This is a genomic window from Janthinobacterium sp. GW821-FHT03C08 (assembly GCF_059420905.1).
This window is the reverse complement of record NZ_JBWKUP010000012.1, coordinates 164630-189783: the sequence shown is the minus strand read 5'-3', so window position 1 is coordinate 189783 and position 25154 is coordinate 164630. Positions and strand designations below refer to the sequence as shown.

Annotated in this window: 22 protein-coding genes; 12 read left to right on the top strand and 10 right to left on the bottom strand. The window is 64.7% G+C overall.

The features are described from left to right. The first annotated feature begins 12 nt into the window (after nt 1-12). From aroA to AC07VL_RS18865, 9 genes are all read left to right on the top strand, one after another. On the top strand, nt 13-1368 hold the full coding sequence (gene aroA / locus AC07VL_RS18905; RefSeq protein ID WP_494807196.1) for a 3-phosphoshikimate 1-carboxyvinyltransferase: 1356 nt from the start codon (nt 13-15) through the stop codon (nt 1366-1368). Between the two features lie 15 nt (nt 1369-1383). Further along, nucleotides 1384-2052 carry a (d)CMP kinase gene (gene cmk, locus AC07VL_RS18900; RefSeq protein WP_494807195.1) on the top strand — a complete coding sequence of 223 codons (669 nt, stop codon included), beginning with the start codon at nt 1384-1386 and terminating at the stop codon, nt 2050-2052. Nucleotides 2053-2170: 118 nt separating this feature from the next. Beyond that, nucleotides 2171-3883: a 30S ribosomal protein S1 gene (gene rpsA, locus AC07VL_RS18895; protein WP_071650172.1), complete on the top strand. Its 1713-nt coding sequence runs from the start codon at nt 2171-2173 to the stop codon at nt 3881-3883. Nucleotides 3884-3900: 17 nt separating this feature from the next. Next, nucleotides 3901-4206 (top strand): integration host factor subunit beta, encoded by a 306-nt coding sequence (locus AC07VL_RS18890; RefSeq protein WP_332848161.1) that lies wholly within the window; start codon nt 3901-3903, stop codon nt 4204-4206. A 241-nt stretch (nt 4207-4447) separates the two neighbouring features. Next, nucleotides 4448-4750 carry a LapA family protein gene (locus tag AC07VL_RS18885; protein ID WP_034751796.1) on the top strand — a complete coding sequence of 101 codons (303 nt, stop codon included), beginning with the start codon at nt 4448-4450 and terminating at the stop codon, nt 4748-4750. A gap of 46 nt (nt 4751-4796) precedes the next feature. Continuing rightward, complete coding sequence (gene lapB / locus AC07VL_RS18880) at nt 4797-5972, top strand: lipopolysaccharide assembly protein LapB (RefSeq protein ID WP_290605964.1); 1176 nt, start codon at nt 4797-4799, stop codon at nt 5970-5972. Between the two features lie 85 nt (nt 5973-6057). Continuing rightward, the gene (locus AC07VL_RS18875) at nt 6058-7425 is read left to right on the top strand and encodes a UDP-glucose dehydrogenase family protein (RefSeq protein ID WP_494807194.1); all 1368 of its coding nucleotides are present in this window, start codon (nt 6058-6060) and stop codon (nt 7423-7425) included. Continuing rightward, a complete protein-coding gene (gene rfaE1 / locus AC07VL_RS18870) occupies nt 7422-8366 on the top strand; it encodes a D-glycero-beta-D-manno-heptose-7-phosphate kinase (protein ID WP_494807193.1) in 945 nt (314 codons plus the stop codon). The genes AC07VL_RS18875 and rfaE1 overlap by 4 nt, the downstream gene beginning before the upstream one ends. A gap of 164 nt (nt 8367-8530) precedes the next feature. Beyond that, nucleotides 8531-9223, top strand: coding sequence for a ComEA family DNA-binding protein (locus AC07VL_RS18865; RefSeq protein ID WP_494807192.1), 693 nt, complete (start codon nt 8531-8533; stop codon nt 9221-9223). A 124-nt stretch (nt 9224-9347) separates the two neighbouring features. On the opposite strand, the gene AC07VL_RS18860 is transcribed toward AC07VL_RS18865, so the two are convergent. From AC07VL_RS18860 to AC07VL_RS18850, 3 genes are all read right to left on the bottom strand, one after another. Then, entirely contained in the window at nt 9348-10208 is an 861-nt protein-coding gene (locus AC07VL_RS18860) for a sterol desaturase family protein (protein ID WP_494807191.1), read from the bottom strand. Nucleotides 10209-10387: 179 nt separating this feature from the next. After that, entirely contained in the window at nt 10388-11134 is a 747-nt protein-coding gene (locus AC07VL_RS18855) for a PEPxxWA-CTERM sorting domain-containing protein (RefSeq protein ID WP_494807190.1), read from the bottom strand. Nucleotides 11135-11379: 245 nt separating this feature from the next. Further along, nucleotides 11380-12954 carry a phospholipase D family protein gene (locus AC07VL_RS18850; RefSeq protein WP_494807189.1) on the bottom strand — a complete coding sequence of 525 codons (1575 nt, stop codon included), beginning with the start codon at nt 12952-12954 and terminating at the stop codon, nt 11380-11382. 202 nt (nt 12955-13156) lie between these two features. On the opposite strand from AC07VL_RS18850, the gene AC07VL_RS18845 reads away from it, so the two are divergent. Further along, nucleotides 13157-14512: a M20/M25/M40 family metallo-hydrolase gene (locus tag AC07VL_RS18845; RefSeq protein ID WP_494807188.1), complete on the top strand. Its 1356-nt coding sequence runs from the start codon at nt 13157-13159 to the stop codon at nt 14510-14512. Nucleotides 14513-14550: 38 nt separating this feature from the next. Here AC07VL_RS18845 and AC07VL_RS18840 read toward each other — a convergent pair whose 3' ends face one another. After that, nucleotides 14551-16308, bottom strand: a complete 1758-nt coding sequence (locus AC07VL_RS18840; RefSeq protein ID WP_494807187.1) for an FAD-dependent oxidoreductase — start codon at nt 16306-16308, stop codon at nt 14551-14553. Between the two features lie 248 nt (nt 16309-16556). Between AC07VL_RS18840 and cysM the strand changes: the two genes are divergently transcribed. Beyond that, nucleotides 16557-17459, top strand: coding sequence for a cysteine synthase CysM (cysM, locus tag AC07VL_RS18835; protein ID WP_034751785.1), 903 nt, complete (start codon nt 16557-16559; stop codon nt 17457-17459). 230 nt (nt 17460-17689) lie between these two features. Here the strand turns inward: cysM and AC07VL_RS18830 are convergent, their stop codons facing one another. The 5 genes from AC07VL_RS18830 to AC07VL_RS18810 all read right to left on the bottom strand — a co-directional run bounded on the left by AC07VL_RS18830 (nt 17690) and on the right by AC07VL_RS18810 (nt 23559). Continuing rightward, complete coding sequence (locus AC07VL_RS18830; protein WP_034751784.1) at nt 17690-18022, bottom strand: hypothetical protein; 333 nt, start codon at nt 18020-18022, stop codon at nt 17690-17692. Nucleotides 18023-18462: 440 nt separating this feature from the next. Beyond that, the gene (gene mltB, locus AC07VL_RS18825) at nt 18463-19608 is read right to left on the bottom strand and encodes a lytic murein transglycosylase B (protein ID WP_494807186.1); all 1146 of its coding nucleotides are present in this window, start codon (nt 19606-19608) and stop codon (nt 18463-18465) included. Between the two features lie 8 nt (nt 19609-19616). Next, nucleotides 19617-21644: a transglutaminase TgpA family protein gene (locus AC07VL_RS18820; RefSeq protein ID WP_494807185.1), complete on the bottom strand. Its 2028-nt coding sequence runs from the start codon at nt 21642-21644 to the stop codon at nt 19617-19619. Next, nucleotides 21641-22645, bottom strand: coding sequence for a DUF58 domain-containing protein (locus AC07VL_RS18815; RefSeq protein WP_494807184.1), 1005 nt, complete (start codon nt 22643-22645; stop codon nt 21641-21643). Before AC07VL_RS18815 ends, AC07VL_RS18820 begins: the two co-directional genes overlap by 4 nt. Nucleotides 22646-22650: 5 nt before the next feature. Continuing rightward, complete coding sequence (locus AC07VL_RS18810; protein ID WP_494807183.1) at nt 22651-23559, bottom strand: AAA family ATPase; 909 nt, start codon at nt 23557-23559, stop codon at nt 22651-22653. A 226-nt stretch (nt 23560-23785) separates the two neighbouring features. Between AC07VL_RS18810 and AC07VL_RS18805 the strand changes: the two genes are divergently transcribed. Then, nucleotides 23786-24712, top strand: a complete 927-nt coding sequence (locus AC07VL_RS18805; protein ID WP_494807182.1) for a histone deacetylase family protein — start codon at nt 23786-23788, stop codon at nt 24710-24712. Here AC07VL_RS18805 and AC07VL_RS18800 read toward each other — a convergent pair whose 3' ends face one another. Next, the gene (locus AC07VL_RS18800) at nt 24713-25099 is read right to left on the bottom strand and encodes a hypothetical protein (protein WP_494807181.1); all 387 of its coding nucleotides are present in this window, start codon (nt 25097-25099) and stop codon (nt 24713-24715) included. Nucleotides 25100-25154 lie beyond the last annotated feature (55 nt).

The window sequence follows — 25154 nt, the reverse complement described above, 5'->3', positions numbered from 1 at the left end:
AAGGATTCCAGCATGACCCAGACCAAGCACTACCCCCACCATATCGATTTGAAGCCGGTGATGCACGTCGAAGGCACGGTGCGTCTGCCCGGTTCGAAAAGCATTTCCAACCGCGTGCTGCTGCTGGCCGCGTTGGCCAAGGGCAAGACCAAGATCGTCGACCTGCTTGCCTCCGACGACACCTTCGTCATGCTCACGGCATTGACGTCGCTGGGCGTGAAATGGACGCAGGACGAATTGCAGGGCGATCCGGCCACGGCGCACCAGATCCACCACGTGGAAGGCTGCGGCGGCGTCTTCCCGCACCATGCTGCTGACCTGTTCATGGGCAATGCCGGCACGGCCATCCGCCCGCTGACGGCGGCGCTGGCCGTCATCGGCGGCGATTACACGCTGCACGGCGTGTCGCGCATGCACGAGCGCCCCATCGGCGACCTGGTCGACGCGCTGAACGCCGTCGGCACGCAGATCGAATACACGGGCGAGCAGGGCTTCCCGCCGCTGCGCATCCGCCGCGGCCACATCCACGCGCAGCGCATCGCCGTGCGCGGCAACGTGTCGAGCCAGTTCCTCACGGCCTTGCTGATGGTGGCGCCGCTGATGGCGCGCGACCATGCGGTCACCATCGACGTCACGGGCGAGCTGATCTCGAAGCCCTACATCGAGATCACCCTGAACCTGATGCGCCGCTTCGGCGTGACGGTCGAGCATGACGGCTGGCAGTCGTTCACCGTGCAGCCGGGTCAGCAGTACCAGAGCCCGGGCACCATCCACGTGGAAGGCGACGCCTCGTCGGCGTCCTACTTCCTGGCGGCCGGCGCCATCGGCGGCGGTCCCGTGCGCGTGGAAGGCGTGGGGCGCGACAGCATCCAGGGCGACGTGCGCTTCGTCGAAGCCTTGCAGCAGATGGGCGCGACCATCACCATGGGCGAGAACTGGATCGAGGCGCGTTCGAACGGCGTGCTGAAAGCCGTCGACATGGATTTCAACCATATTCCCGACGCGGCCATGACGATCGCCGTGGCCGCCTTGTACGCGGATGGCACGAGCACCTTGCGCAATATCGCCAGCTGGAGGGTGAAGGAAACGGACCGCCTGGCGGCCATGGCCACGGAACTGCGCAAGCTGGGCGCCGAAGTGGAAGAGGGCGCGGATTACCTGCGCGTGACGCCGCCGGCCGAGATCCAGGCGGCCACCATCGACACGTATGACGACCACCGCATGGCCATGTGCTTTTCGCTCGCTTCGCTGGACGGCGCCGCCCGCCGCGGCAATGAAATGCGCATCATGGACCCGAAATGCGTGGCGAAGACCTTCCCCGAGTATTTCGCCGCGTTCGCGGGGATTGCCAAAGATACCTTAATTTAATTGATAAATAATACAATGCCGACCTCCACCATCCCAGTCATCGCCATCGACGGCCCCACCGCTTCCGGCAAGGGCACGGTGGCCCACCGCGTGGCCGACAAGCTGGGCTTTCATTACCTGGACTCGGGCGCGCTGTACCGCCTGACGGCCTTGTCGGCGCTGCGCCGCGGCACGGACCTGCGCGACGAGCACGCGCTGGCCAAGTTGGCCGAGCACCTGCCCTGCCACTTCGCGGGCGGCGAAATCCTGCTGGCCAACGAAAATGTGACCGAACAGATCCGCGCCGAAGAAGTGGGCAATACGGCGTCGAAAATTGCCGTTTTACCAACGGTGCGCCATGCCCTCGTCGGTTTGCAGCTGGGCTTTCGCAAGACGCCGGGCCTGGTGGCCGACGGGCGCGACATGGGCACGGTGATCTTCCCGCACGCCCCGCTGAAGGTGTTTCTCACGGCCAGCGTCGAGGCGCGCGCGCAACGGCGCTACAAGCAATTGATAGACAAGGGTTTTTCTGCTAATATGGAAGACCTTCTGATGGATTTGCAGGCGCGGGACGAACGTGATACTCACCGTGCGATTGCGCCACTGGTCCCCGCGGAAGGGGCGCATGTCCTCGATACCTCGGCCATGACGGCAGATGATGCCGTTGAAACCGTGTTGAAATGGTATGCAGCTGCAGCAAAATAGCGTGTTGTTGTGCTATGTGGTGCCCGTTGACGGCTCCTGGCCTGTCCGGGTGTGTCAAAAACCTAACCCAGTTTAAGTCGCATCGTGCGATCTCTGCTGGATAACCTGTGTGAACCCTATGTCTACTGTTACAACTAACGAATCTACCGGTATGGAAAGTTTTGCTGCGCTCTTCGAGGAATCGTTGTCGCGTCAAGATATGCGCTCCGGCGAAGTTATTTCCGCTGAAGTCGTGCGCCTCGACCACAATTTCGTGATCGTCAACGCCGGCCTCAAATCCGAAGCATTCATCCCTGTCGAAGAATTCAAGAACGACCACGGCGAACTGGAAGTCAAAGTTGGTGACTTCGTTTCCGTGGCGATCGAATCGCTGGAAAACGGTTTCGGCGATACCATCCTGTCGCGCGATAAAGCCAAGCGTCTGGCTTCGTGGCTGGCTCTGGAAAAAGCGATGGAATCGGGCGAAATCGTCGTCGGTACCGTCAATGGTAAAGTCAAAGGCGGTCTGACCGTGTTGACCAACGGCATCCGCGCATTCCTGCCGGGCTCGCTGGTTGATACCCGTCCTGTCAAAGACACCACCCCATTCGAAGGCAAGACCCTCGAATTCAAAGTGATCAAGCTGGATCGCAAGCGTAACAACGTGGTTCTGTCCCGCCGCGCCGTCATCGAAGCTTCGATGGGCGAAGAGCGTCAGAAACTGATGGAAACGCTGAAAGAAGGCACGGTCGTGACCGGCGTCGTCAAAAATATCACCGACTACGGCGCGTTCGTGGATCTGGGCGGTATCGATGGCCTGCTGCACATCACCGACCTGGCATGGCGCCGTGTACGTCACCCGTCGGAAGTGCTGACGGTTGGCCAGGAAATCACCGCCAAGGTCCTGAAGTACGATCAAGAGAAAAACCGTGTTTCGCTGGGCGTGAAACAACTGGGCGACGATCCTTGGACCGGTCTGTCCCGTCGTTACCCACAAAGCACCCGTCTGTTCGGTAAAGTAACGAACCTGACCGACTACGGCGCGTTCGTTGAAGTGGAACAGGGTATCGAAGGTCTGGTACACGTTTCCGAAATGGACTGGACGAACAAAAACGTTGCTCCTAACAAAGTTGTCCAACTGGGCGACGAAGTAGAAGTAATGGTTCTGGAAATCGACGAAGAGCGTCGTCGTATTTCGCTGGGCATGAAACAGTGCAAAGCCAATCCATGGGACGACTTCGGTGTTACCCATAAGAAAGGTGACAAAGTCCGCGGCGCGATCAAATCGATCACCGACTTCGGCGTGTTCATCGGCCTGGCCGGCAACATCGACGGCCTGGTGCACCTGTCCGACCTGTCCTGGACCGAAACCGGCGAAGAAGCCGTGCGTCGCTTCAAGAAAGGTGACGAACTGGAAGCCATCGTTCTGGCCATCGACGTTGAGCGCGAGCGCGTTTCCCTGGGCGTCAAGCAACTGGAAGGTGACCCATTCAACAACTTCGCAGCCATGAACGACAAAGGTTCGCTGGTAACCGGTACCGTTAAATCGGTTGAGCCTAAAGGCGCCGTGATCCAACTGTCCGAAGAAGTTGAAGGCTACCTGCGCGCTTCCGAAATCTCGCGCGACCGCGTTGAAGATGCTGGCACGCACCTGAAAGTCGGCGACACCGTCGAAGCAATGGTCCTGAACATCGACCGCAAAGCCCGTGGCATCCAACTGTCGATCAAAGCGAAAGACAACGTGGAAACCCAGGAAGCCATGCAGAAGATGGCAGCTACCGACAACAACGCAGCTTCGGGCACCACCAGCCTGGGCGCCTTGTTGAAAGCTAAGTTCGATAACAAGAACTAAGACTGCGGATACGGCAGATGACAAAGTCCGAGCTGATCAGCCGCCTCGCTGAGCGTTACTCTCAGCTGGTGGCGAAAGATGCGGAGTATGCCGTCAAGACCATTCTCGATGCGATGACCAACGCCCTGGCTACGGGCCAGCGCATCGAGATCCGCGGTTTTGGCAGTTTTGCCCTGAACAGCAGGCCCCCGCGCATCGGCCGCAACCCGAAGTCCGGCGACAAGGTGATGGTTCCTGAAAAACGGGTCCCCCACTTCAAGCCGGGCAAACAGTTGCGCGAGCGGGTGGACGCGATGGTCGGGCAACCGATTATCGAGGATTAATCGTCTGCTGGAAGGCGGAAAATAAAGAGCGGCGTCCTTGGATGCCGCTTTTTTTTGTTAATATGCCGTAGAGCACTAATCAAACCTACTGCGCGTCGCGATTTGCGGCCTGCGATGCTCACCGTACTAAAGTACGGTTGCGCTTCTTGGCCACAACTCACTGCCGCTCGCTACGGTTTGATCAGCACTCTACGTTTGTGCCATGTGGCACGGGCATTTTTTGTACTTTCTGGGCGTATCGATGAAAATCATCTCCACCATCGTTGGCTGTGTTCTTTTCGTCCTGTTCTTCAGTTTTGCGCTGAAGAATGCGCAGGTTGTCGACCTGCATGTTTTCCTTAATTATGAAATTCGCGGCCCCCTGGTCCTGATGCTGCTGGGCTTTTTTGTCGCTGGCGCCAGCCTGGGCGTCCTGGCCCTGACGCCGACCGTGTTCCGTCACCGCCGCGAAGCGACCAAGCAAAAAACTACCATTGCCGCGCTGCAGACCGTTGGCGTGGCCAGCAATGTCCAGCCGCAACCGGACAGCGTGAGCGCGCAGTAAGCAGCGCCGTCGCTCCTATCTCTCTTATTCGAATAAAAACAATCGCATGGAATTTGAACTCTGGTGGCTTTTGGGTATCCCGGTGTTTTTCGCGCTGGGCTGGATAGCCGCGCGCGTTGACATTCATCAACTGGTGTCGGAATCGCGCAGCTTGCCGCGCAATTACTTCAAGGGCTTGAATTTCCTGCTCAATGAACAGCATGACAAGGCCATCGACGCCTTCATCGAAGTGGTCAAGCTGGACCCGGAATCGGCCGATATGCACTTTGCGCTGGGCAACCTGTTCCGCCGCCGCGGCGAGACGGAGCGCGCCATCCGCGTGCACCAGAATTTGCTGGCGCGTCCCGACCTGCCGCTGGAGCAGCAGGGCCACGCCGCCTACGAGCTGGGCATGGATTACCTGAAGGCGGGCTTGCTCGACCGCGCCGAGGAAACCTTCAATGGCCTGGTCGATACGCAATATGCGGCCCAGGCGCGCCGCGCGCTGCTGGAAATCTACCAGCGCGAAAAGGAATGGCCGCGCGCCATCGAGGCTGCCGTGGGCTTGCAGGAATCGGGCGCCGGTGCGCGCCAGAAGGAAATCGCCCAGTTCTATTGCGAACTGGCGCATGACGCGCTGGTGCACCTGAAGCCGGACGAAGCCATGCCGCTGCTGGAAAAAGCCCTGCAGACGGACCGCAAGAGCGTGCGCGCCACCATTTTGACGGGTGACGTGCTGCTGGCGCGCGGCGACGTGGAAGGCGCGCTGACCACCTGGCGTCGCGTGGAGCAGCAAAGCGTGCCGCACGTGGCCCTGGTGGCGCAGCGCCTGATGGATGGCTACACGAAAGTGGGCCGTCCGCAGGAAGGCGTCAACCTGCTGCGCTCCTACCTGGAAGAAGCGTCGTCGATCGACCTGATCGAAGTCGTCTTCAAGGCCGTCATCGAACTCGACGGCGTGGAAGCGGCGAAGCAGCTGGTCAGCGCGGAACTGCGCCGCACGCCGACCCTGCTGGGCCTGGACAAGCTGCTGGAGGCGCGCATGATGGATGCGCCGGCCGCCATCTGGTCCGAGCTGTCGATGGTGAAAAACCTCGTGCACGGCTACACGCAGAAGCTGGCCCGCTACCAGTGCAGCCACTGCGGCTTCAAGGCGCGCCAGTTCTACTGGCACTGCCCGGGCTGCAACAAGTGGGAAACCTACCCGCCGCGCCGGACCGAAGAGCTCAACGTCATGAACTAACCCTACACGCCACCTTGCCCCGCGCAACGTGGCGTGTACTCGTATGTAGCACCTGAAATTCACTAATAAGAAATACTGCACAACCATGAAAATCACCATTATCGGCACGGGCTATGTGGGCCTCGTCACCGGCGCCTGCCTGGCGGAGCTGGGCAACGACGTCTTTTGCCTCGACCTGGACGCTCAAAAGGTAGCGCTGCTCAACAGCGGCGGCATCCCCATCCATGAACCGGGCTTGGAAGAAGTCGTGGCGCGCAACCGCGCCGCCGGCCGCATGACCTTCTCCACCGACGTGGAAGCGGCGGCCAACCATGGCGTGATGCAATTCATCGCCGTCGGCACCCCGCCCGACGAAGATGGCTCGGCCGACCTGCAGTACGTGCTGGCCGCCGCGCGCGGCATCGGCAAGTACATGACGGACTTCAAGGTCATCGTCGACAAGTCGACCGTGCCCGTCGGCACGGCCGAAAAAGTGCGCGCCGCCATCCAGGGCGAGCTGGACGCGCGCGGCGTGGCCGCGACGTTCTCGGTGGCATCGAACCCGGAATTCCTCAAGGAAGGCGCGGCCGTCGAAGACTTCATGCGCCCTGACCGCATCGTCATCGGCGTCGATGCCACGCCACAGGGCGAACGCGCGCGCGACCTGCTGAAAAGCCTGTACGCGCCGTTCAACCGCAACCATGAGCGCACCTACTGGATGGACGTGCGTTCGGCCGAGTTCACCAAATACGCGGCCAACGCCATGCTGGCCACGCGTATTTCGTTCATGAATGAACTGGCGAACCTGGCCGACAAGGTGGGCGTCGACATCGAGGCCGTGCGCCACGGCATTGGCTCGGACCCGCGCATCGGCCACAGCTTCCTGTACGCCGGCTGCGGCTACGGCGGTTCCTGCTTCCCGAAAGACGTGCAGGCGCTCGAGCGCACGGCGCGCGGCCACGGCCAGGAATTGCTGATCCTGCGCGCCGTGGAAGCAGTGAATGACAAGCAGAAACATATTCTCGGCGGCAAGGTGGTCAAGCGCTTCGGCGACGACCTGACGGGCCGCCATTTCGCCGTCTGGGGCCTGGCCTTCAAGCCGAATACGGACGACATGCGCGAAGCGTCGGCCCGCGTGCTGCTGGCGGACCTGTTGCAGCGCGGCGCCACGGTGGCCGTCTACGATCCCGTCGCCATGGCCGAGGCCCGCCGCGTGCTGCAGCTGGACCTGACGCCGGAGCAATTGGCCAAGGTGCGCTTCGCCGACAGCCCGAAGGATGCGCTGACGGACGCCGATGCACTGGTCATCGTGACGGAATGGAAAGCCTTCCGCAGCCCCGATTTCGAGCAGGTCAAGGCGCGCCTGAAGCAGGCCGTGATCTTTGATGGGCGCAACCTGTTCGAACCGGCCGTCATGGTCGAGGCGGGCATCGAATACCACGGGATCGGTCGCTCGATCCTGACGCGCGCATGAACGCCCGCGACTTGACGGCGCCAGCCGCTCTGGCCCAGGTGCGCCTGCTGGTGGTGGGCGATGTGATGCTGGACCGCTACTGGTTCGGCGATGTCAGCCGTATCTCGCCGGAAGCGCCCGTGCCCATCGTGCGTATCGAGAAGCGCGAAGAGCGTCTCGGCGGCGCGGCCAACGTGGCGCGCAATGCGGCCGCGCTGGGCGCGAAGACGAGCTTGCTGGGCGTGGTCGGCGACGACGAGGCCGGCAGCCAGGTCGAGCGCCTGCTCGAAGGCGGCGGCATCCACAGCTACCTGCAGCGCGACGCGGCCATTTCCACCATCATCAAGCTGCGCGTGATCGGCCGCCAGCAGCAGATGCTGCGCATCGACTTCGAGGATGCGCCCAGCGACACGGTGCTGCGCGACAAGCTCAAGCAATTCAACGCGCTGCTGCCCAGCTACGACGTGGTGATCCTGTCCGACTACGCCAAGGGCAGCCTGGTGAACGTGGCCGAGATGATCAAGGCCGCCCGCGCCGCCGGCAAGATCGTCATGGTCGACCCGAAAGGCGATGATTTCAGCCGCTATGCGGGAGCGTCAGTGCTCACTCCGAACAAGGCGGAACTGCGCCGCGTGATCGGCAGCTGGAGCACGGAAGAGCAGCTCACGGAGCGGGCGCAGCAGATGCGCGCGCAGCTGGGCCTGGAAGCGCTGCTGCTGACCCGTTCGGAAGAGGGCATGAGCCTGTACACGGCCGACGAGGTGCTGCACATGCCCACCGACGCGCGCGAAGTGTTCGACGTCTCGGGCGCCGGCGACACGGTGATCGCCACCATGGCGGCCATGCTGGGCGCCGGCATGGGCCTGGGTGACGCCGTGCGCACGGCCAACCGCGCCGGCGGCATCGTCGTCGGCAAGCTGGGCACGGCCACCGTCACCCGCGACGAGCTGTTCCCGCAATAAACCGCTGTCTTGCCTGCGCCGTCCGTTTGATCTGGCGCAGGCTTTCCCTTCCTGTCGTGTCCCCGTCTTGTCAACCGTATCACGTCCCAGCCGTTAAAGCCGTTAAGGCGCTGTTCCTCCCTTGCGTTCGAGTCATCTTGAAACCACACCACGGAGAGATACCCATGTTCAAAAAAATACTGCTGGCCTTCGCCACCCTGGTCGCGACGATGGGCTTTGCCTTTGCCCAGGTCGATGTCAATAAGGCGGACCAGGCGGCACTCGACAGCGTCAAGGGCATCGGCCCCGTCACCTCAAAAGCCATCGTCGACGAGCGTGCCAAGGGCGGCCCCTTCAAGGATTGGGCGGATTTCGAAAGCCGCGTGAAGGGCATCGGCCCGAAAAGCTCCGTGAAACTGTCGGAAGCGGGCCTGCAGGTGAATGGCCAGGCCAAGTCCGGCGCGCCGGCGGCCCCGGTGGCGAAGGCAGCCCCCGCAAAAAAGGAAACTGCTGTGAAGGAAGTTGCAGCGAAAGAAGCCGCAGCGAAGCCAGCTGCTGTGACCGACACCGCTGCGGCGCCAGCCAAGACAGCCGCTGAAACGAAGAAGGAAGCTGCTGCTGCCAAGAAAGAAGCCAAGGCTGCCGCTGCTGCCGCGAAGAAAGAAGCTGCCGCCAAGGCCGTCCCTGCCGCCGCTCCCGCCGCCGCAGCCGATGCCGCTCCCGTGAAAACGGCTGCCGAAACGAAGAAGGAAGCCGCTGCCGCGAAGAAAGCGGCTACGGCCGCCAAGAAAGAAGCCAAGGCTGCGGAAGCCGCCGCGAAGAAGGAAGCGAAACTGGCTGCTGCCGACGCGAAGAAAGCGGAAGCCGAGAAGAAATAAGCGTTTTGCCGTGGAGCTGGCTGCGTGGTGGTGCCGCGCAGTCTTGCGAGAAAACCCCGCGTGGTACCGGCCGCGCGGGGTTTTTTTACGCCGGTGGGCCGGGCCGTGGGTGCCGCTGCCGGGATCAGCCGGCTGGCCCTGGCCGTGTTGCCAGCGCGGCCGGGGCAGGCGCGCGGCGCCAGGGTGCGAGCAACTGGCCGGCCAGGCTGGCGGGCATGGACGCCTCGATGCCGCAGCTGGCCGGCCACTCGGCCGGCAGGTGATGCGTGCCGAACAGGCGGTCCAGCACGGGCAGGGTGGATGCGTAATTGCGGTTGATGTGTTCGAACTTGCTGTGGTGCCAGTGGTGGAAGGCGGGCGTGGCCACCAGCCATTCGAGCGGGCCGAAGCGCCAGCGCAGGTTGGCGTGGATAAAGAAGCCCCAGACGGTGCCGATCAGGAGCAGCAGCACGGGTGCGGCGCTGCCGGCGGCGCCAGGGCCGGCCAGTCCCAGCAGATACAGGGGTGTCAGGCCGAACAGGCGCGTGACGACCATGTCCACGGGATGGGTGCGCGTGTTGGCGAGGAAATACAGCTGCTCCGTGCTGTGATGCACGGCATGGTAGCGCCACAGCCACGGTATTTCATGGCTGAGGCGATGGCCCCAGTAAGTGCCGACTTCGCCGATGAACAAGCCCAGCAGCAGCTTGGCCCACAGGGGCAGGGCGCCCAGGGCGGCGGGCACGGCGTCCGGCAGGAAACGCTGGCCGGCGACGGCGACCAGGGCCAGCGGCACGGCCAGCAGCGCGGCCGGCAGCAGGCTGCTGATGAAATAGAAGCCCAGGTCGCTGAACAGTTCCGTGCGCGGGCGCCCCGCGTGGCGTTCGCCAAAGTAGCGTTCGAGCGGCACGAAGAGGACGGCCAGCAGCACCAGCCACAGGCTCAGGCGCAGGACATCCACGGCAAGGCCAGGCAGGTGCGTCTGTAGGGTTTGTAGCAGGCTCATGGCAGGAACGTGATCGGGTGGTGAAAACCCCGGCCCAGGAAATGCCGGTGCGGATTTGCTGGCGCGCCAAGGCGTAACACAACCGTGGCGGGCCGATGCGCGGCGCGGCTGGGAGGCGCAGCTGCACTAACGTACGGCGAGCATCGCAGGACGCGCGCCGCGCCGGGCAGCCGGTTTTGTTAGCCTTTGCGGCGGCGCGCCGCGAAGCCGATCAAGCCCAGGCCGCCGATCAGCATGCCCCAGGTCGACGGTTCCGGCACGGCCGACACGAGCGATACGCCGTCGAGCAGCATGAATGGCGGCGCGCCCGTCGGGCTGCCCTTGGCCATGAAGGACAGCAATTCGCTGCTGTTCGTCGCCGTGAAGGTCATGCTGGCCTGGTGCCATCCCGTGAAGCCCTGGCTGACGTTGGCCAGGGACGCCGTCTGCTGCTTGCTGCTGCCCAGCGACACGTCCCAGTAATTGACGAGGTTATCGCCGCGGAAGCCTACCTGCTGGCCTGCGCCATAGGAAAAGCTCAGGGTGTAGGCCTGGCCGGCGACCAGGCCGCTGACCAGTTGCGTGACGGGACCGGGGAAATAATCCCAGTCGGCGGCCAGCACGTTGCCGCCCGTGGGGCTGACGCCCAGGCCGTTTTGCGGGCCTCGGCCGCTGTAGGAGTTCGGACCCCACAAGGCCAGCGCCGTCGCGGCATTGGTATCGTCGATGTTGTTGCCGTTCAAGACGAAGTTATAGCCCTTGCTGGACCAGTCCGTCAGGTAGGTGCGGTCTGCGCGGTCGTAATTGCCTTCGTTCAGCTGTTTCGAAGTGCCATTGCTGGTCAGTTCGAAGTCGCCGTTCTTGACGAGGTTGGTCGCGGCCTGGGCACCGGCAGCGGACAGGGAGATAGCGGCGGCCAGCGCCAGCAGGGTGTATGGTTTAGGCATGGTAATAGCTCCAAAAGTGACAGCTTGGTCTTGCAGTCTGTCGGCGAGCTTTTGGCCAACGATGAATATATCGCGGAAGAGGCGAGATGGGCAATACTATGAAAGTATATTTGTGACAACTATTATGTCTTGTTGGCTCGATTATAGCAGCGTTTGGCAAAAAAGCATGTGACATGTCTTGAAAACAACATTTATTTTTGCATGGTAAATTCGTCGAGCTTGAGGTTGATGCATGTCGGCGTCGATTACAGCTGCGACTCAATGGGCAGCCAGCGCATCAGGGAGACCAGCGCGCGGCGCCAGACACCCGCTTCCGGGTCATGCGTCCACACTTTTGCAGGCTCTTCCGTGGCATCCGACCAGCGCAGCGCGCCGTCGTCGAGGAACAGGCGGTAGCTGGTGTCGCCGGCCGTCGAGCGCAGGAACAGCGTGCGCAGGTCGGCCGCCAGCGCCGGATCGGTGAACAGTACGCCCATCTCCGTGTTCAGCTGGGCCGAGCGGGGATCTAGGTTGAAGGAGCCGACGAAGCCCCGCGCACGGTCGACCACCATGGCCTTGGTGTGCAGGCTGGCGCGGCTCGAACCCGTCAGGCTGATGCGCTTGCGGTGCAGGGTCTTCAATTCAAACAGGTCGACGCCGCCACCCAGCAGCACCTGGCGGTAGCGCGCATAGCCTGCATGCACGAGGGCCACGTCGGTGGCGGCCAGCGAGTTGGTCAGCACGCTGACCTGGACGCCGGCGGCGGCCTTGTCGCCCAACAGCGTACTGAGCGCGGCGCCGGGCACGAAGTATGGCGAGGTCAGCAGCGCTTCCTCGCGCGCCTGCGTCAGCAAGGGGAGCAGGCTGTGCATGAGCCAGTGCTCGCTGCGCTGCAAGCCGGCCACGGGGGCGGCTTTTTCCGGCGGGTCCGACACCACCTGCACCTGGCCGCTCCAGTGCAGGCGCAGGCGCCCGTCCAGGTGCGCCTGCAGCTGGCCCGTATCGGTCAGTTTCTGCAGATACGGCGAGGCTCCCACTTCGCCGCCGAGCGCCGCGAGACGGGCGCGCACGGCGTGCAGCTGTACTGCCTCGGGCGCGTCCGCGTTCTTGCCGACATGCAAGGCACGGATGGGAATGACGGCGCGGCTGTTCCAGAAACGGTCGAAGATGTCGCTCGCCTGCTGCACGGCCGGCCCCACCAGCAGCAGGTCGGCATCCTGGAAGTTGACTTGCTCGGCGGCATCGAAATACTCGTCGCCGATATTGCGCCCGCCGACGAGGGCGACGCGGCCATCGACGATCCAGGCCTTGTTGTGCATGCGCCGGTTCAGGCTGACCGCGCGCAAGGCCATTTCCACGGCGCGTCGCCAGATGCCGTCGCGGTTGCGGCCGGGATTGAAGATGCGCACCTCGATCAGCGGGTGGCTGTCGAGCGCGAGGATGGCGGCATCCTGGCCCCGTGCATTGATATCGTCGAGCATCACGCGCACGCGCACGCCGCGGTCGGCCGCGCGCAGCAGTTCGCGCACCAGCAGGCGTCCCGTGACGTCGTTATGCCAGATGTAGTACTGCAGGTCGATGCTGCGGCCCGCTTCGCGCGCGCTCAGGGCGCGCAGGGCAAACGCTTCCAGGTTGTCGTCGATCAGGGCAGTGCCGCTCTGCTGCGGGCGCTGTGCCAGCTGCGGCGCCAGCACGCGGTCGAGCAGGGTGGCATCGGCCGCCACGGGCAAGGCCGTGCCCGGCGCACCCAGCGAACGTTCCGCAAAGCGGCCGTAGCTGTACAGGGCTGCAATGCTGAGCAGGGCAAACAGCGCGGCGAACAGCAGCAGCTTGACGAGCATGCGGCGCACCGTCAACGGACCGCGCGCGCGCGGCGGCGTGCGGGGAGGAGGGAGGGCTGGCGCATGCGGCGGTCTTTCGTGGTCGGAATGGAGAGAGGCGATTGTAGCAGTTTCTATAATGCATGAATTTCATCCGGGAACTTCCTTGCCTGCCGTCAAAAATGCGAGAATGGCCGTCTAACAATTCTCAGGAGACAGTGGCATGGTACGGATATTGACGGGAATGACGGCAGCGCTGCTGTCGGCGGGCGTGCTGGCGGCGCCGGCCAGCGACAGGGCACAGCCGCAGATCGAGCGCGTCGTGGCGGAGATCTCGCCGCAGCGCATCGAGGCGCATGTGCGCAAGCTGGTCGGTTTCCAGACGCGCCATACCATGTCCGATACCGTCTCCGACACGCAGGGCATCGGCGCGGCCAGGCGCTGGATTAAGGCCGAGCTGGAGCGCTGCGGCGCGCAGGCGGGCGGTCGCCTGCAGGTGGCCTTCGACAGCCACGTGGCACCCGTCTCGAAGCGCATTTCGCGGCCGACGGAAATCGTCAACGTGGTGGCGACCTTGCCGGGCAGCCAGCCGCAGTCGGCCGGGCGCATCTACGTCGTCAGCGGCCACTACGACTCGCGCGCCACCGACGTGATGGATGCCACGGGCAACGCCCCCGGCGCCAACGACGATGCCTCGGGCACGGCGGCCGTGATCGAAATGGCCTGCGTGATGGCGCGTTACCAGTTCGACGCCACCCTCGTCTTCATGACCGTGGCGGCCGAGGAGCAGGGCTTGCTCGGCTCCGGCCACTGGGCGGAACAGGCAAAGCTGAAAAAACTCAATATCGCCGGCATGCTCAATAACGACATCATCGGCAGTTCGCGCGCCGACGACGGCACGGTCGATGGCGGCCAGGTGCGCCTGTTTGCCGAGGGCATTCCCGCCGTCAAGGAAATGAGCGACGGCGTGCGCAGCCTCGTGGCCACGGGCGGAGAGAACGACTCCATTTCGCGCCAGCTGGCGCGCCATGTGAAGCAGGTAGGGGAGCGCTATGTGCCCGGCTTCAAGGTCAACGTCATCCAGCGCGCCGACCGCTACCTGCGTGGCGGCGACCACATGCCCTTCCTCGCGCAAGGCTACGCGGCCCTGCGCTTCACGGAACCGAACGAGGATTTTTCCCATCAGCATCAGGATGTACGCGTGGAAAACGGCGTGCAATACGGCGACTTGCCGCAATTCGTCGACTATGACTATGTGGCGAAAGTGACGCGGGTGAATGCGGCGGCCCTGGCCTCGCTGGCCCTGGCGCCTGCCGCCCCCGCCGGCGTGCAGGTGCGCACGGCGCAGCTGGAAAACGCCACTACCCTGCAATGGCAGCCGAATACGGAACCGGACCTGGCCGGCTACCGCATCGTCTGGCGCGCCACGACGGCGGATCAGTGGCAGGGTGCGCAGGACGTGGGCAAGGTCACCGAGGCGCGGCTGAAATTGTCGAAAGATAATTACTTCTTCGGCGTCCAGGCCATCGACAAGGATGGCAATGTCAGCGTGGCAACCTATCCCACTCCCTTGCGCTAGCGTCACGGCCTGACTGGCCCCCCGCGCAGGCGCTGTGCTCAGGCGCTGCCGGCGGGCAATCTGGCCAGGAAGCCGTGGATCTGCGACACGACGGCCGCGCCTTCGCCCACGGCCGCGGCCACCCGCTTGGTGGAGCCGGCCCGCACGTCGCCGATGGCGAAGACGCCTGGTACGCTCGTTTCCAGCGCGGCACGGTCCGGCAAGTCGGGAGGATAGATTGCGTGGCCGTGCGCGCGGCATTCGGCGCGCGTGACGTCGAAGCCCGTGCGGATAAAACCCTGCTCGTCGACGGCCACGGCGCAGTCGTGCAGCCAGTCCGTGTTCGGATCGGCGCCGACGAAGAGGAACACGCGGCGCACGGCGCAATCGCACTCTTCGCCTGTTTGATTATTGCGCCAGCGGGCGCCCGTCAAGCCATCCTCGTCGCCTTCGAGGGCAATGATTTCCGTGTGCGTGTGCAGGGTGATGTTGGGCGTGGCGGCGATGCGCTCGATCAGGTAGCTCGACATGCTGGCCGCCAGGCCCTCGCCGCGGATCACCATGTGGACCTTGGCCGCGTGGCCGGAGAGAAACACGGCCGCCTGGCCGGCCGAGTTGCCGCCGCCGACTAGAATGATCTCTTCCTGCCGGCACAGCTTGGCTTCGATGGGCGAGGCCCAGTAATACACGCCCCGTCCCTCATAGGTTTTCAGGTTGGCCAGCGACGGGCGGCGGTAGCGCGCGCCGCAGGACAGCACCACCGTGCGGGCGCGCACCTGGGTGCCGTCGCACAGCTTGACGCGCAGGGGCCAGCCGTCGCACAGCAGGTTGGCGGCGCTGGCCGGCGTGGCGATCTCGACGCCGAATTTCTGCGCCTGCACGTAGGCGCGTCCCGCCAGGGCGCGGCCGGAAATGCCAGTAGGAAAGCCCAGATAGTTTTCGATGCGCGCGCTGGCGCCCGCCTGGCCGCCATAGGCGCGCTGTTCCAGCGCCAGGACCGATAACCCTTCCGAGGCCGCATACACGGCCGTGGCCAGGCCGGCCGGTCCCGCGCCCACCACCAGCACGTCGAAAATCTTGTCGCCGGACAAATCGGGCAGCATGCCCAGGCAGCGCCCCAGTTCCGCATTGCCGGGGTTTTTCATGACCTTGCCGTCAGGACACACGACCAGCGGCCACTCCTGCGGCGCGGGCCGGTAGCGCTCGGCCAGCGCGGCGGCGGCCGCATCCGTGGCGGGGTCCAGCACCGTGTGCGGATGGCCATTGCTTGATAAAAAGCTTTGCAGCTGGAACAGGTTGCCATTGCCACGCGGCCCCACCAGCACGGGGCCGCCCGAATTGATTTCGATCAAGGCCACGCGGCGCAGGATCAGGGCGCGCACGATGCGCTCGCCCATTTCCGCTTCCGCCACGATCAGCGCGCGCAGCGATTCCGAGCTGATCACGAGCACGTCCACGTCGCCCACGGCATGGCCGTTGACGAGGGCGGGGCGGCCCGACAGCTGCGCCACTTCGGCGATGAAGTGGCCGGGGCCGATCTCGCGCATCAGCGAGGTGCGGCCCAGTCCCTCATGGCGCGTGACGGCGACCTGGCCAGACAGGATGACCAGCATGCCGAAGCTGCTGCTGCCCGCCTCGAACAGGCTGGCGCCGCCCGCGTAGTGGCAGACCTTGCCATAGCGCTGCAGCCGGCGCAGCTCCGCTTCGGTGAAGACGGGGGAAATCTGGTGCATGCGGCCCTGGATATCGAGGCTGCTGGGCTGGACCGGGTCGTCCTGCGTGGTTTCGGGAATGAATTCGGGTGCGCTGCTGGCCATGACTGATCCATTGATTGAATAAGCAAATTACTAAAATAACTAACCGCCACGAGTCTAGCGCATGCGCGCGCGGGGCGCTGGCCAACCGCGCGCGCATGCCCTTGCCTGGCGTAAAGCCAGGCGCCATGCGGCCTGGCGCGGCAGCGGCCACGGCACCGGCCGGCTGGCGGGTGCGGGCTTATTCGCCATACGCCGTCCAGCATCTCATATTAGAATGGGTCTTTGTTGAAATTACTCAAACAGACACGATGGCTTACAAGACACTCGAAGATACGATAGGCAATACCCCGCTGGTGCAGCTGACGCGCTTGCCGGGTGCCGACGCGCTTGCGCGCAACAACGTCATCCTCGGCAAGCTGGAAGGCAACAATCCGGCCGGCTCAGTGAAGGACCGCGCCGCCATGTCCATGCTCAAGCGCGCGGAAGAGCGCGGCGTCATCAAGCCGGGCGACACCCTGATCGAGGCGACCAGCGGCAACACGGGCATCGCCCTGGCCATGGCTGCCGCCCTGCGCGGCTACAAGATGCTGCTCTTGATGCCCGATAACCTCAGCGTGGAACGCCGCCAGAGCATGGCCGCCTACGGCGCCGACATCCTGCTCACGCCAAAGACGGGCGGCATGGAATATGCGCGCGACCTGGCCGAGCAGATGCAGAAGGATGGCCGCGGCGTGATCCTCGACCAGTTCGCCAACGAAGACAATTCGCGCGCCCACTATGAAAGCACGGGGCCGGAAATCTGGCGCGACACGGAAGGCCGGGTCACGCACTTCGTCAGCGCCATGGGCACGACGGGCACCATCATGGGCGTGTCGCGCTACCTGAAGGAACAGAATCCCGCCATCCAGATCATCGGCGCCCAGCCCGAGGAAGGGTCGCAGATTCCCGGCATCCGCAAGTGGCCGGAAGCCTACCTGCCGAAAATCTACGACAAGAGCCGCGTCGACCAGGTGGAATATGTGAGCCAGGGCGTGGCCGAGCGCATGGCGCGCAGCCTGGCGGCGGAGGAAGGCTTGTTCTGCGGCATCTCGGCGGCCGGCGCCTGCGAAATTGCCCTGCGCATCTCGCAGACGGTGGAAAACGCAACCATCGTCTTCGTCGTCTGCGACCGCGGCGACCGCTATCTGTCCACGGGCGTGTTTCCTGCCTGATGGCGGACGGCCAGGCACACGGCGCGCGGCGCGCCATGCGGCCTGCGCTGCTTACTGTGCGTCAGCTCGGTTGCGCTGCCTGGCCACTGCCGCGCGCGACGGTTTTGCCGGGCGTCGATACAGCGCGGAGAATAATGTAGGGTGGAAAATATGTCGGCCAGAACGGCCTGTGGACTGCGGAAACACCCCCTCCCCATGGCGGGGAGGGAAAACCTGCGTAACTGGCAGGATCAGCCTTGTGGCGTTTCGCCTTCTTTTGGCTTGAATTGCTTGTCGCTGATGCGGAATTTGTTGCGACGGTCACCCATCAGGTAGCGCAGGTCACGGATGCTCAGGTCGCTGACTTCGTGCATGCGGATCAGCAGCGAAGCGCCGACCGGCAGGCGGTGATGGCGGATTTTGCTGATGACTGGTGGCGCCACTTCCAGGGCGCGCGACAGGGCTGCGTCGTTTTTCAGGCGCAGGTTTTCGATCAGGGTATCGAGCAGTCTGTTTGGGTTGTACTGAAGCAGATCGTCGGAGTCCGAATCGCTGTTCATATCAATGCCGACTTGGTTTGTCATGATGTTATTGTTCCTTCTGTAGTTGCACTGCAAAGTAAAAAACACTCGGAGCTCGCTCTTGCTGCGTTCATGTTCATTCTTTACTAAAAGGAACGAATTCACACACGGTACGATCCGGGATACAGTTTTTCATAATATATACACAATTGTACAGCAGGATTTAATTTCAGGCTGGAAAGCCCCGTAATCTTGCTTTGTACAGAATCGGCGTTGTCTAGCTGCAACACCTATTTATTCTTTATTATGCTCTATGATAGAACAAAAATTGTACTTTGACAAAAGTTAAGTATAAAACCATTTCCGTATCCCGTGCCGCACAACAGGCTGGCGAGCGAGGCTGGCACGATGTTATCGACTCCACCATAGACCTGTTTGCAGGTCGCTTCAACATCGCTTACGCTTTCTTACAAGTAATATTACAACTTTACACTGACTTTCGGTTAGCGAGCGCGCACTTGGCTGATGGCCTTGCCCAGGTCGATCACTGACATGGCATAAAAATAACTTCTGTTGTACTGAGTTATAGCAAAGAAGTTATTGGTTGCCAAGCTATACTCAGTTGCTTCTGAACCATTTTGTAAATCAATCAGGCCGAACAGCATGTTGGGTGGCGGGGCGACAACGACGCTGACGCCGGCCGCCTGCAACTCATCGAGGCGGTACTTGGCTTGCAAGCCCTGGCCGATGAATTTTTCCCACGCGTGGCTGGCCGAGACGGTGACGGGATACACGCTGATGGCGGGGTCGTCGCGGCGCCAGCCGTGTTCGACGAGAAAATGCGCCACGCTGCCGATGGCGTCCGCCGTCGAATTGCGCAGGTCGATGTGACTATCGCCATCGAAGTCCACGGCGTATTTCATGATGCTGCTGGGCATGAACTGGGGTAGGCCGATGGCGCCCGCATACGAGCCGAGCAAGGTCAGCGGGTCGATGCCATCCTTGCGCGCGAACAGCAGCGCGTTTTCCAGTTCGCCCTTGAAAAATTCCATGCGGGCGGCGCGGGTCGGACTTTCCGGATAGGAAAACGCCAAGGTCGTCAGCGCATCGAGCACGCGGAAGCGGCCCGTATTGCGTCCATACACGGTTTCCACGCCGATGATGCCGACGATGATCTCGGCCGGCACGCCATATTCGCGCTCGGCACGGGCCAGCGCTTCCGCATTCTCGTCCCAGAATTTCACGCCGGCATTGATGCGCACGGGCTCGATGAAGCGGGCGCTGTACGCCTGCCAGTTCTTCGGCTTGCCCGGCGGCGCCGGTTTCATCAGCTGCACCGTCGTGTCCACGTAGCGCACCTTGCCGAACAGCGTGTCGAGTTCGGCACGGTCAAAACCATGCTTGGCCGACATGTCGTCGAGGAAGGCGCGCACTTCCTTCCAGTTGACATAGTCGACAAATTCGCCTTCGAAGTCGAATTTCGCGGGGGCTTTCTTTACGGTTGCCTTGGCGGCCGGCGCCTTGGCCGCGCGCACTGCACGGGCGCGGTCGGCGGCGGAAATATTGCTGTTCTCGCCCGCATGCGCGGTCGCCAGGCACAGGGGGAGGGAGAGGAGCAGGGACAGGGCGGGGTATGTGATCGGTAACAAGGAGCGTCTCATCGGCATTGGGTTAACAGGCGGCGCAAGCTGCGCCGCGCGCGGAGGTGGTCGTCTGGGCTGGCATTACCATACTTCATCGTCGCATAGATTGCCAGAAAGCGTGCCATGGCGGCGTGCGCCTCGGGCGTGGCCTTGCCCGCAGCCAGCCGCGCAGCATAACCGTGCGGGCCTTCATGCGGCGCACGGCTGTAGCCGCGCAGCGCCTGCAGGCGGCAAAAGCGCGCGTACAGGGCGTCGAGCGGATCGCCGGTGCGGCCGTGGCGCCAGTGCAGCAGGCCGCCGGCCAGCGCCGCCAGCAGGGCCAGCACGGCGCAGGCTTGCGCTAGCTTCTGCGCCGGCAGGTTTTTCACGCCGTCGAGCATGGCGCGCCGGGGCTGCGGCGTGGTGTCGAGCACCCAGCTGCTCCAGGCCAGTTCGGCCTGCTGCCATTGCTGGCGCCAGGCCGCAATGGTCCCGCCGGTGCCCCCGTCGAGGCCCACCAGCGTGCGCCACGCTGCCAGCGGCGACGGGGCCGCCGGCAGGGCGGCGTCCAGGTCGCGCTGTGTGCGCAGGGGTGCCACGGCGCCGGTGGGATCGATGCGCACCCAGCCCCGGCCCGCCAGCCACACTTCGCTCCAGGCATGGGCGTCGGACTGGCGCACGTTCAGGCTGTTGTCGGCTGCGTTGCGCAGGCCGCCCTGGTAGCCCGTGACGACGCGGGCGGGTATGCCCATGGCGCGCATCAGCACGACAAAGCTGCCCGCGTAATGCTCGCAAAAGCCCGCCTGCGTGGCGAACAGGAAGTCGTCCACGCCATCCTTGCCCAGCAGCGGCGGCTGCAGGGTGTAGCGGAACGGCGCGCGGCGGAAGTAAGCGAGGACGGCGGCGATGGCGGCCTCGGGAGCCAGCGCCCGCGTGCCGCTGCCGCGCAGCTGGCGCGCCCAGGCCACGCTGCGCGGGTTGCTGCCGGCGGGCAAGGTCAGCCAGGGCTGTAGCTGCTGCGGCGCCAGGCGCGCCTGCCATCGGTAGCGGAGCTGGGAACTGGCGCGGTAACGCACGGTCGAAGTAATGGGCTGCACGGTCTGCACTTCCAGCGCGGGCGAGACGACGTAGGGGTTGCCGGGCAGGCGTTCGATGCTGCGCGGCAGGTCGAGCGCGAACACGCGCCGCTGGCCGCTGGCCTGCAAGGTGATTTCGTAGCTGCTCGCTTCGCCTTCCAGCGCAATCTCGATCCGGCCGTCGATGGCGGGCTGGCGCTTGCCGGGAGCGGCACCGCTGCGTGTCCAGGTGCTGCCGTCGTAGTCACCCAGCACGACGCCGCGCCAGTACAGCTGGTCCTGCGGCGGTATCGGCGTGGCAAAGCGGGCCGTGAAGACGGTTTCGCCGGACAGGGCCAGCGAGGCGATGGCGCCCGGCTGCATGCTGTCCGACAGGCCCGTGCGCGCTTGCGCGCCTTCGGGCGGCGCGCCCCACAGGGGACCGTCCAGGCGCGGCACGGCAAGGAACAGCAGGGCAGCGATGGGCAGGGCCAGCGCCAGCAGGCGTCCCAGCAGGCGCAGCCGTTGTGGCAGGCGCGGGCGCGCGGCACCGTACTGGGCCGACAGCAGGGCGGCCAGCAGCACGATGACGGTGAGCAGCATCCAGGCGGCGCTGAGGATGCCTTGCGCATGAAAGAACTGGGCCAGCAGGAGGAAGAAACCAAGGAAAACGACGACGAAGATGTCGCGCCGGCCATGCATTTCCAGCCCTTTCAAGGCCAGCAGCCAGGCCAGCATGGCCACGCCGGGGTCGCGCCCCATCAGGCTGCCGTAACTGGCGTGGATGCCGGCGAGGCCCGCCAGAGCCAGCGGCAGGAGCAGGACCAGCCGCGGCTGGCGCCGGCCCCGCACGGTGATGGCGGCACGCCACAGCAGGAGCGCTCCCGTGGCTGCCGACAGCCACGTGGGCAGGTGCAGCGCGTGCGGCGCCAGCACCATGGCGGCGGCCAGCAGGAGCAGCAGGATGTCGGCCTTGTCGCGCGGCAAATTGGCTAGCCAGTGCTTCATGGCGCCGCCTGCATGGCCTGTCGCGCTGCCTGGGCAAGCGGAGGGTGTTGGGGCGGCTCGTGCAGGGCCAGGGCGCGCAGGCAGGCGTCGCGGTGGCTGGCGCCCAGGCCCGGGGCGATGCTCAGCGCACCCACGCGCAGGCCGTAGGGCAGGCTGCCCCTTTCCGCCGCCAGCACCCAGGCGGCCAGGCGCGACAGCCGTGCTTCCGGCGCCAGCGCGGGCAGGGCGGCGTGGTCGAGCACGATGTTGCCCTGGGGGCTGCCCGCGGGTGCTTCCGCGGCGGGCAGGAATTGCTTGCTGAACAAATGTTCGCCGTCGTGGCGGGCGATCTGGCGCCAGGCCAGGCGCTGCAGCGGGTCGCCCGGCTGGTAGGCGCGCACGCCGGCGACTTCCCGGGTGCCGCCGCTTGCGCGTGCCGCCTGCGTTGTCATGCCGCTTGGCAAGGGGAACGGCGGCGCTCCCGCCTCGGGCTGCGGATACACGAGCACGCGCGCCTCGGGCTGCCAATGGCACCAGGCGAGGAACAGGCCCAGCGGAAAGCTGCCTGACAGCCGCACGGGCGGGGCAGGGAGCCAGCCCCGCTGCGGCGCCGCCACGCCGATGCTGACGGCCGTGTCCCCATGGGCGGCGATATCGGCCAGCTGTGGCGCTGCGGCGGAAGCGGTGACGGCCAGGCGGATGGCGTGGCGCGGGCGGCTGCTGCGGTTGATCAGGCGCAAGGTGAACACGGCGTGGCTGCCCGCGAAGACGGGCGGTCCCGGCACGGCGGCCAAGGCCAGGCCCGCCAGGTTACGGCTGGCAAACAGCATGTCGGCGATGGCGCAGGCGGCCGCGACATACGTGAGCGCATAGCCCAGGCCCAGGCGGTAATTGACGGCAGCGATCCACAGCGCCAGCAGCAGGGCCGCAAACGCCAGGCCCGCCCGCGAGGGACGGATGTGCACGCGCTGCGCGCCCAGCCAGGGGCGCGGCGGCAACCAGGAAACATTGCGCCAGCGCATGCCGTTCAGACGGGGGTGCTCAACAGCAATTGCTGCAGCAGCGCGCGGCTGTCCGTGGTTCCTTGCGCCGCATGCAGGCGGTGGGCGCACACGGGCAGCAGCACGGCTTGCACATCGTCGGGCGTGACATGGTCGCGTCCCTCCAGGGCGGCCCAGGCGCGCGCCGCCTGCAGCAGGGCCAGCGCGGCGCGGGGGCTGAGGCCGTCGGCAAACATGCCCGGCGCCCGCGTGGCGTGCACGAGGGCCAGCACATAGTCGACGAGGGCGGGCGAGGCGTGGATGGCGCGCAAGGCCGCCTGCGCCTGCAGCAATTCCTCGCCGCTCATCACGGCGGGCAAGGTGTGCAGCATGGCGCGGCGGTCCGCGCCCAGCAGCAGCGCCCGCTCGGCGGCCGGGTCCGGGTAGCCCAGGGTGACGCACATGAGAAAGCGGTCCAGCTGCGATTCGGGCAGGGGAAAGGTGCCCAGCTGGTGCGCGCAGTTTTGCGTGGCGATGACGAAGAACGGCTGCGGCAGCGCATGCGTGACGCCATCGAGCGTCACTTGCCGCTCTTCCATCGCCTCGAGCAAGCCCGACTGCGTCTTCGGCGTGGCGCGGTTGATCTCGTCGGCCAGCAGCACTTGCGTGAACAGGGGACCGGGGTGAAAGAGGAAACTGCCGCTGCCCCGGTCATACACGCTCATGCCGGCCACGTCGGCGGGCAGCAGGTCGCTGGTGAATTGCTGGCGCTTCCATTGCAGGCCCAGCGTGATGGCCAGCGCGTGCGCGAGGGTGGTCTTGCCGACGCCGGGCACGTCTTCGATCAGCAGGTGGCCGCCGGCCAGCACGCAGGCAAGGGTCTGGCGGATCTGCAAGTCTTTGCCGACGAGAACTTCGCCGATCTGGCGCGCGGCCTGGTGTATTTTCGAAAACATGCTATTTCTATCACAGTACACGGGATTATTTAATTTACAATCGCTTTGGCCAGGTCAAATGGCGCCGCCCGCCCGCGCCGCGCACGTGGTAGATTAGGGTTGCGGCAAGGGCGGCACAGACCAGCCAGTGATTTTATGCGAGAACGCGCCAGGCGGGCAGGAATGCCTGGCAGCGTTCCCCGCGTGGACGGAGTATGGACAGAGACAGAGGTAACCAGTACAGCGCATGAGCACAGCCATTTATACCCACCCCGATTGCCAGCGCCACGAAATGGGCGACTGGCATCCCGAATCGCCGGCCCGCTTGCAGGCCATCAACGATCAACTGATCCTCGCGCACATCAGCGACCTGGTCGAGCACCGCGACGGCGTGCGCGCGCAAATGTCCGATATCGAGCGCAACCACAGCGCCACGGCCATCGGCCTCGTGCGCGACAACGTGCCGCCCGCGGGCGACTACTACCCGCTCGACGGCGACACCCTGCTCAATGCGCACAGCTACAATGCGGCGCTGGCCGCTGCCGGCTCGGCCGTGGCGGCCACGGATGCCGTCATCGATGGCGAGATCAGCAATGCCTTCTGCGCCATCCGCCCGCCCGGCCACCATGCGCGGCCCAGCGAGCCGATGGGTTTTTGCCTGTTCAATAACGTGGCCATCGCCGCCAAGCATGCGCTCGACGTGCGCGGGCTCGAACGGGTCGCCATCGTCGATTTTGACGTACATCATGGCAATGGCACGGCCGAATCCGTGGCGCACGACCCGCGCATCCTGATGGTGAGTTTCTTCCAGCACCCGTTCTATCCCTACAGCGACATCGAGTCCTATACGGACACGCGCGTCAACGTGCCCGTGCCGGCCCGCTCGAAGGGCGACGTGGTGCGCCAGCTGGTGCTCGACCACTGGCTGCCGGCGCTGCACCGCCAGCAGCCGCAGATGATCTTCATTTCCGCCGGTTTCGATGCCCACCGCGAAGACGACGTGGGCGGCATGGGCCTGGTGGAGGCCGACTATACGTGGCTGACGCAGCAGATGATGGCCGTGGCCCAGCAGTATGGCAAGGGCCGCATCGTCAGCTGCCTGGAAGGGGGCTACAACCTGTCGTCGCTGGGCCGCAGCGTGGCGGCGCATGTGAAGGCGCTGGCGGAACTGTAGCTACAGCAAGGTCGGGCGGCTGCGGGAATTGGTGTGGCGGTGGGTCTGGTAGTCGAGCGCGTCGCCGGCCATGAAGCGGCGCCATGCCTCGGTGTAGACGCCTGACGATTTTTCCGCGTCAAAGCTGTCGAGCTGCAGCATGTCGCGGTGGTACTTGATTTCATTGACCAGCTGGTCGTACAGCATCTGCAGGCCATAGCTGTCGGCGCTCTGGCGTTTCAGCCGCTCTTCCAGCTGCGCGACCTGCAGCTGCAGCTGCCGGCATTCCTTCTTCAGGCGCGGCACGCTGCCGCCGCGCGGCGCGCGCTTGGCCGCGGCCTTCTTGCGCGGGCGCCGGCCGCCCCGCTCAGGCCCGGCCTGCGCCGCGTCCGTCTCTTCCATCGTCATATCGCCCTATCCCCGTTGCCTATCTCCCTGCGCCTGGCGGGAGCCAGCCTGGAAA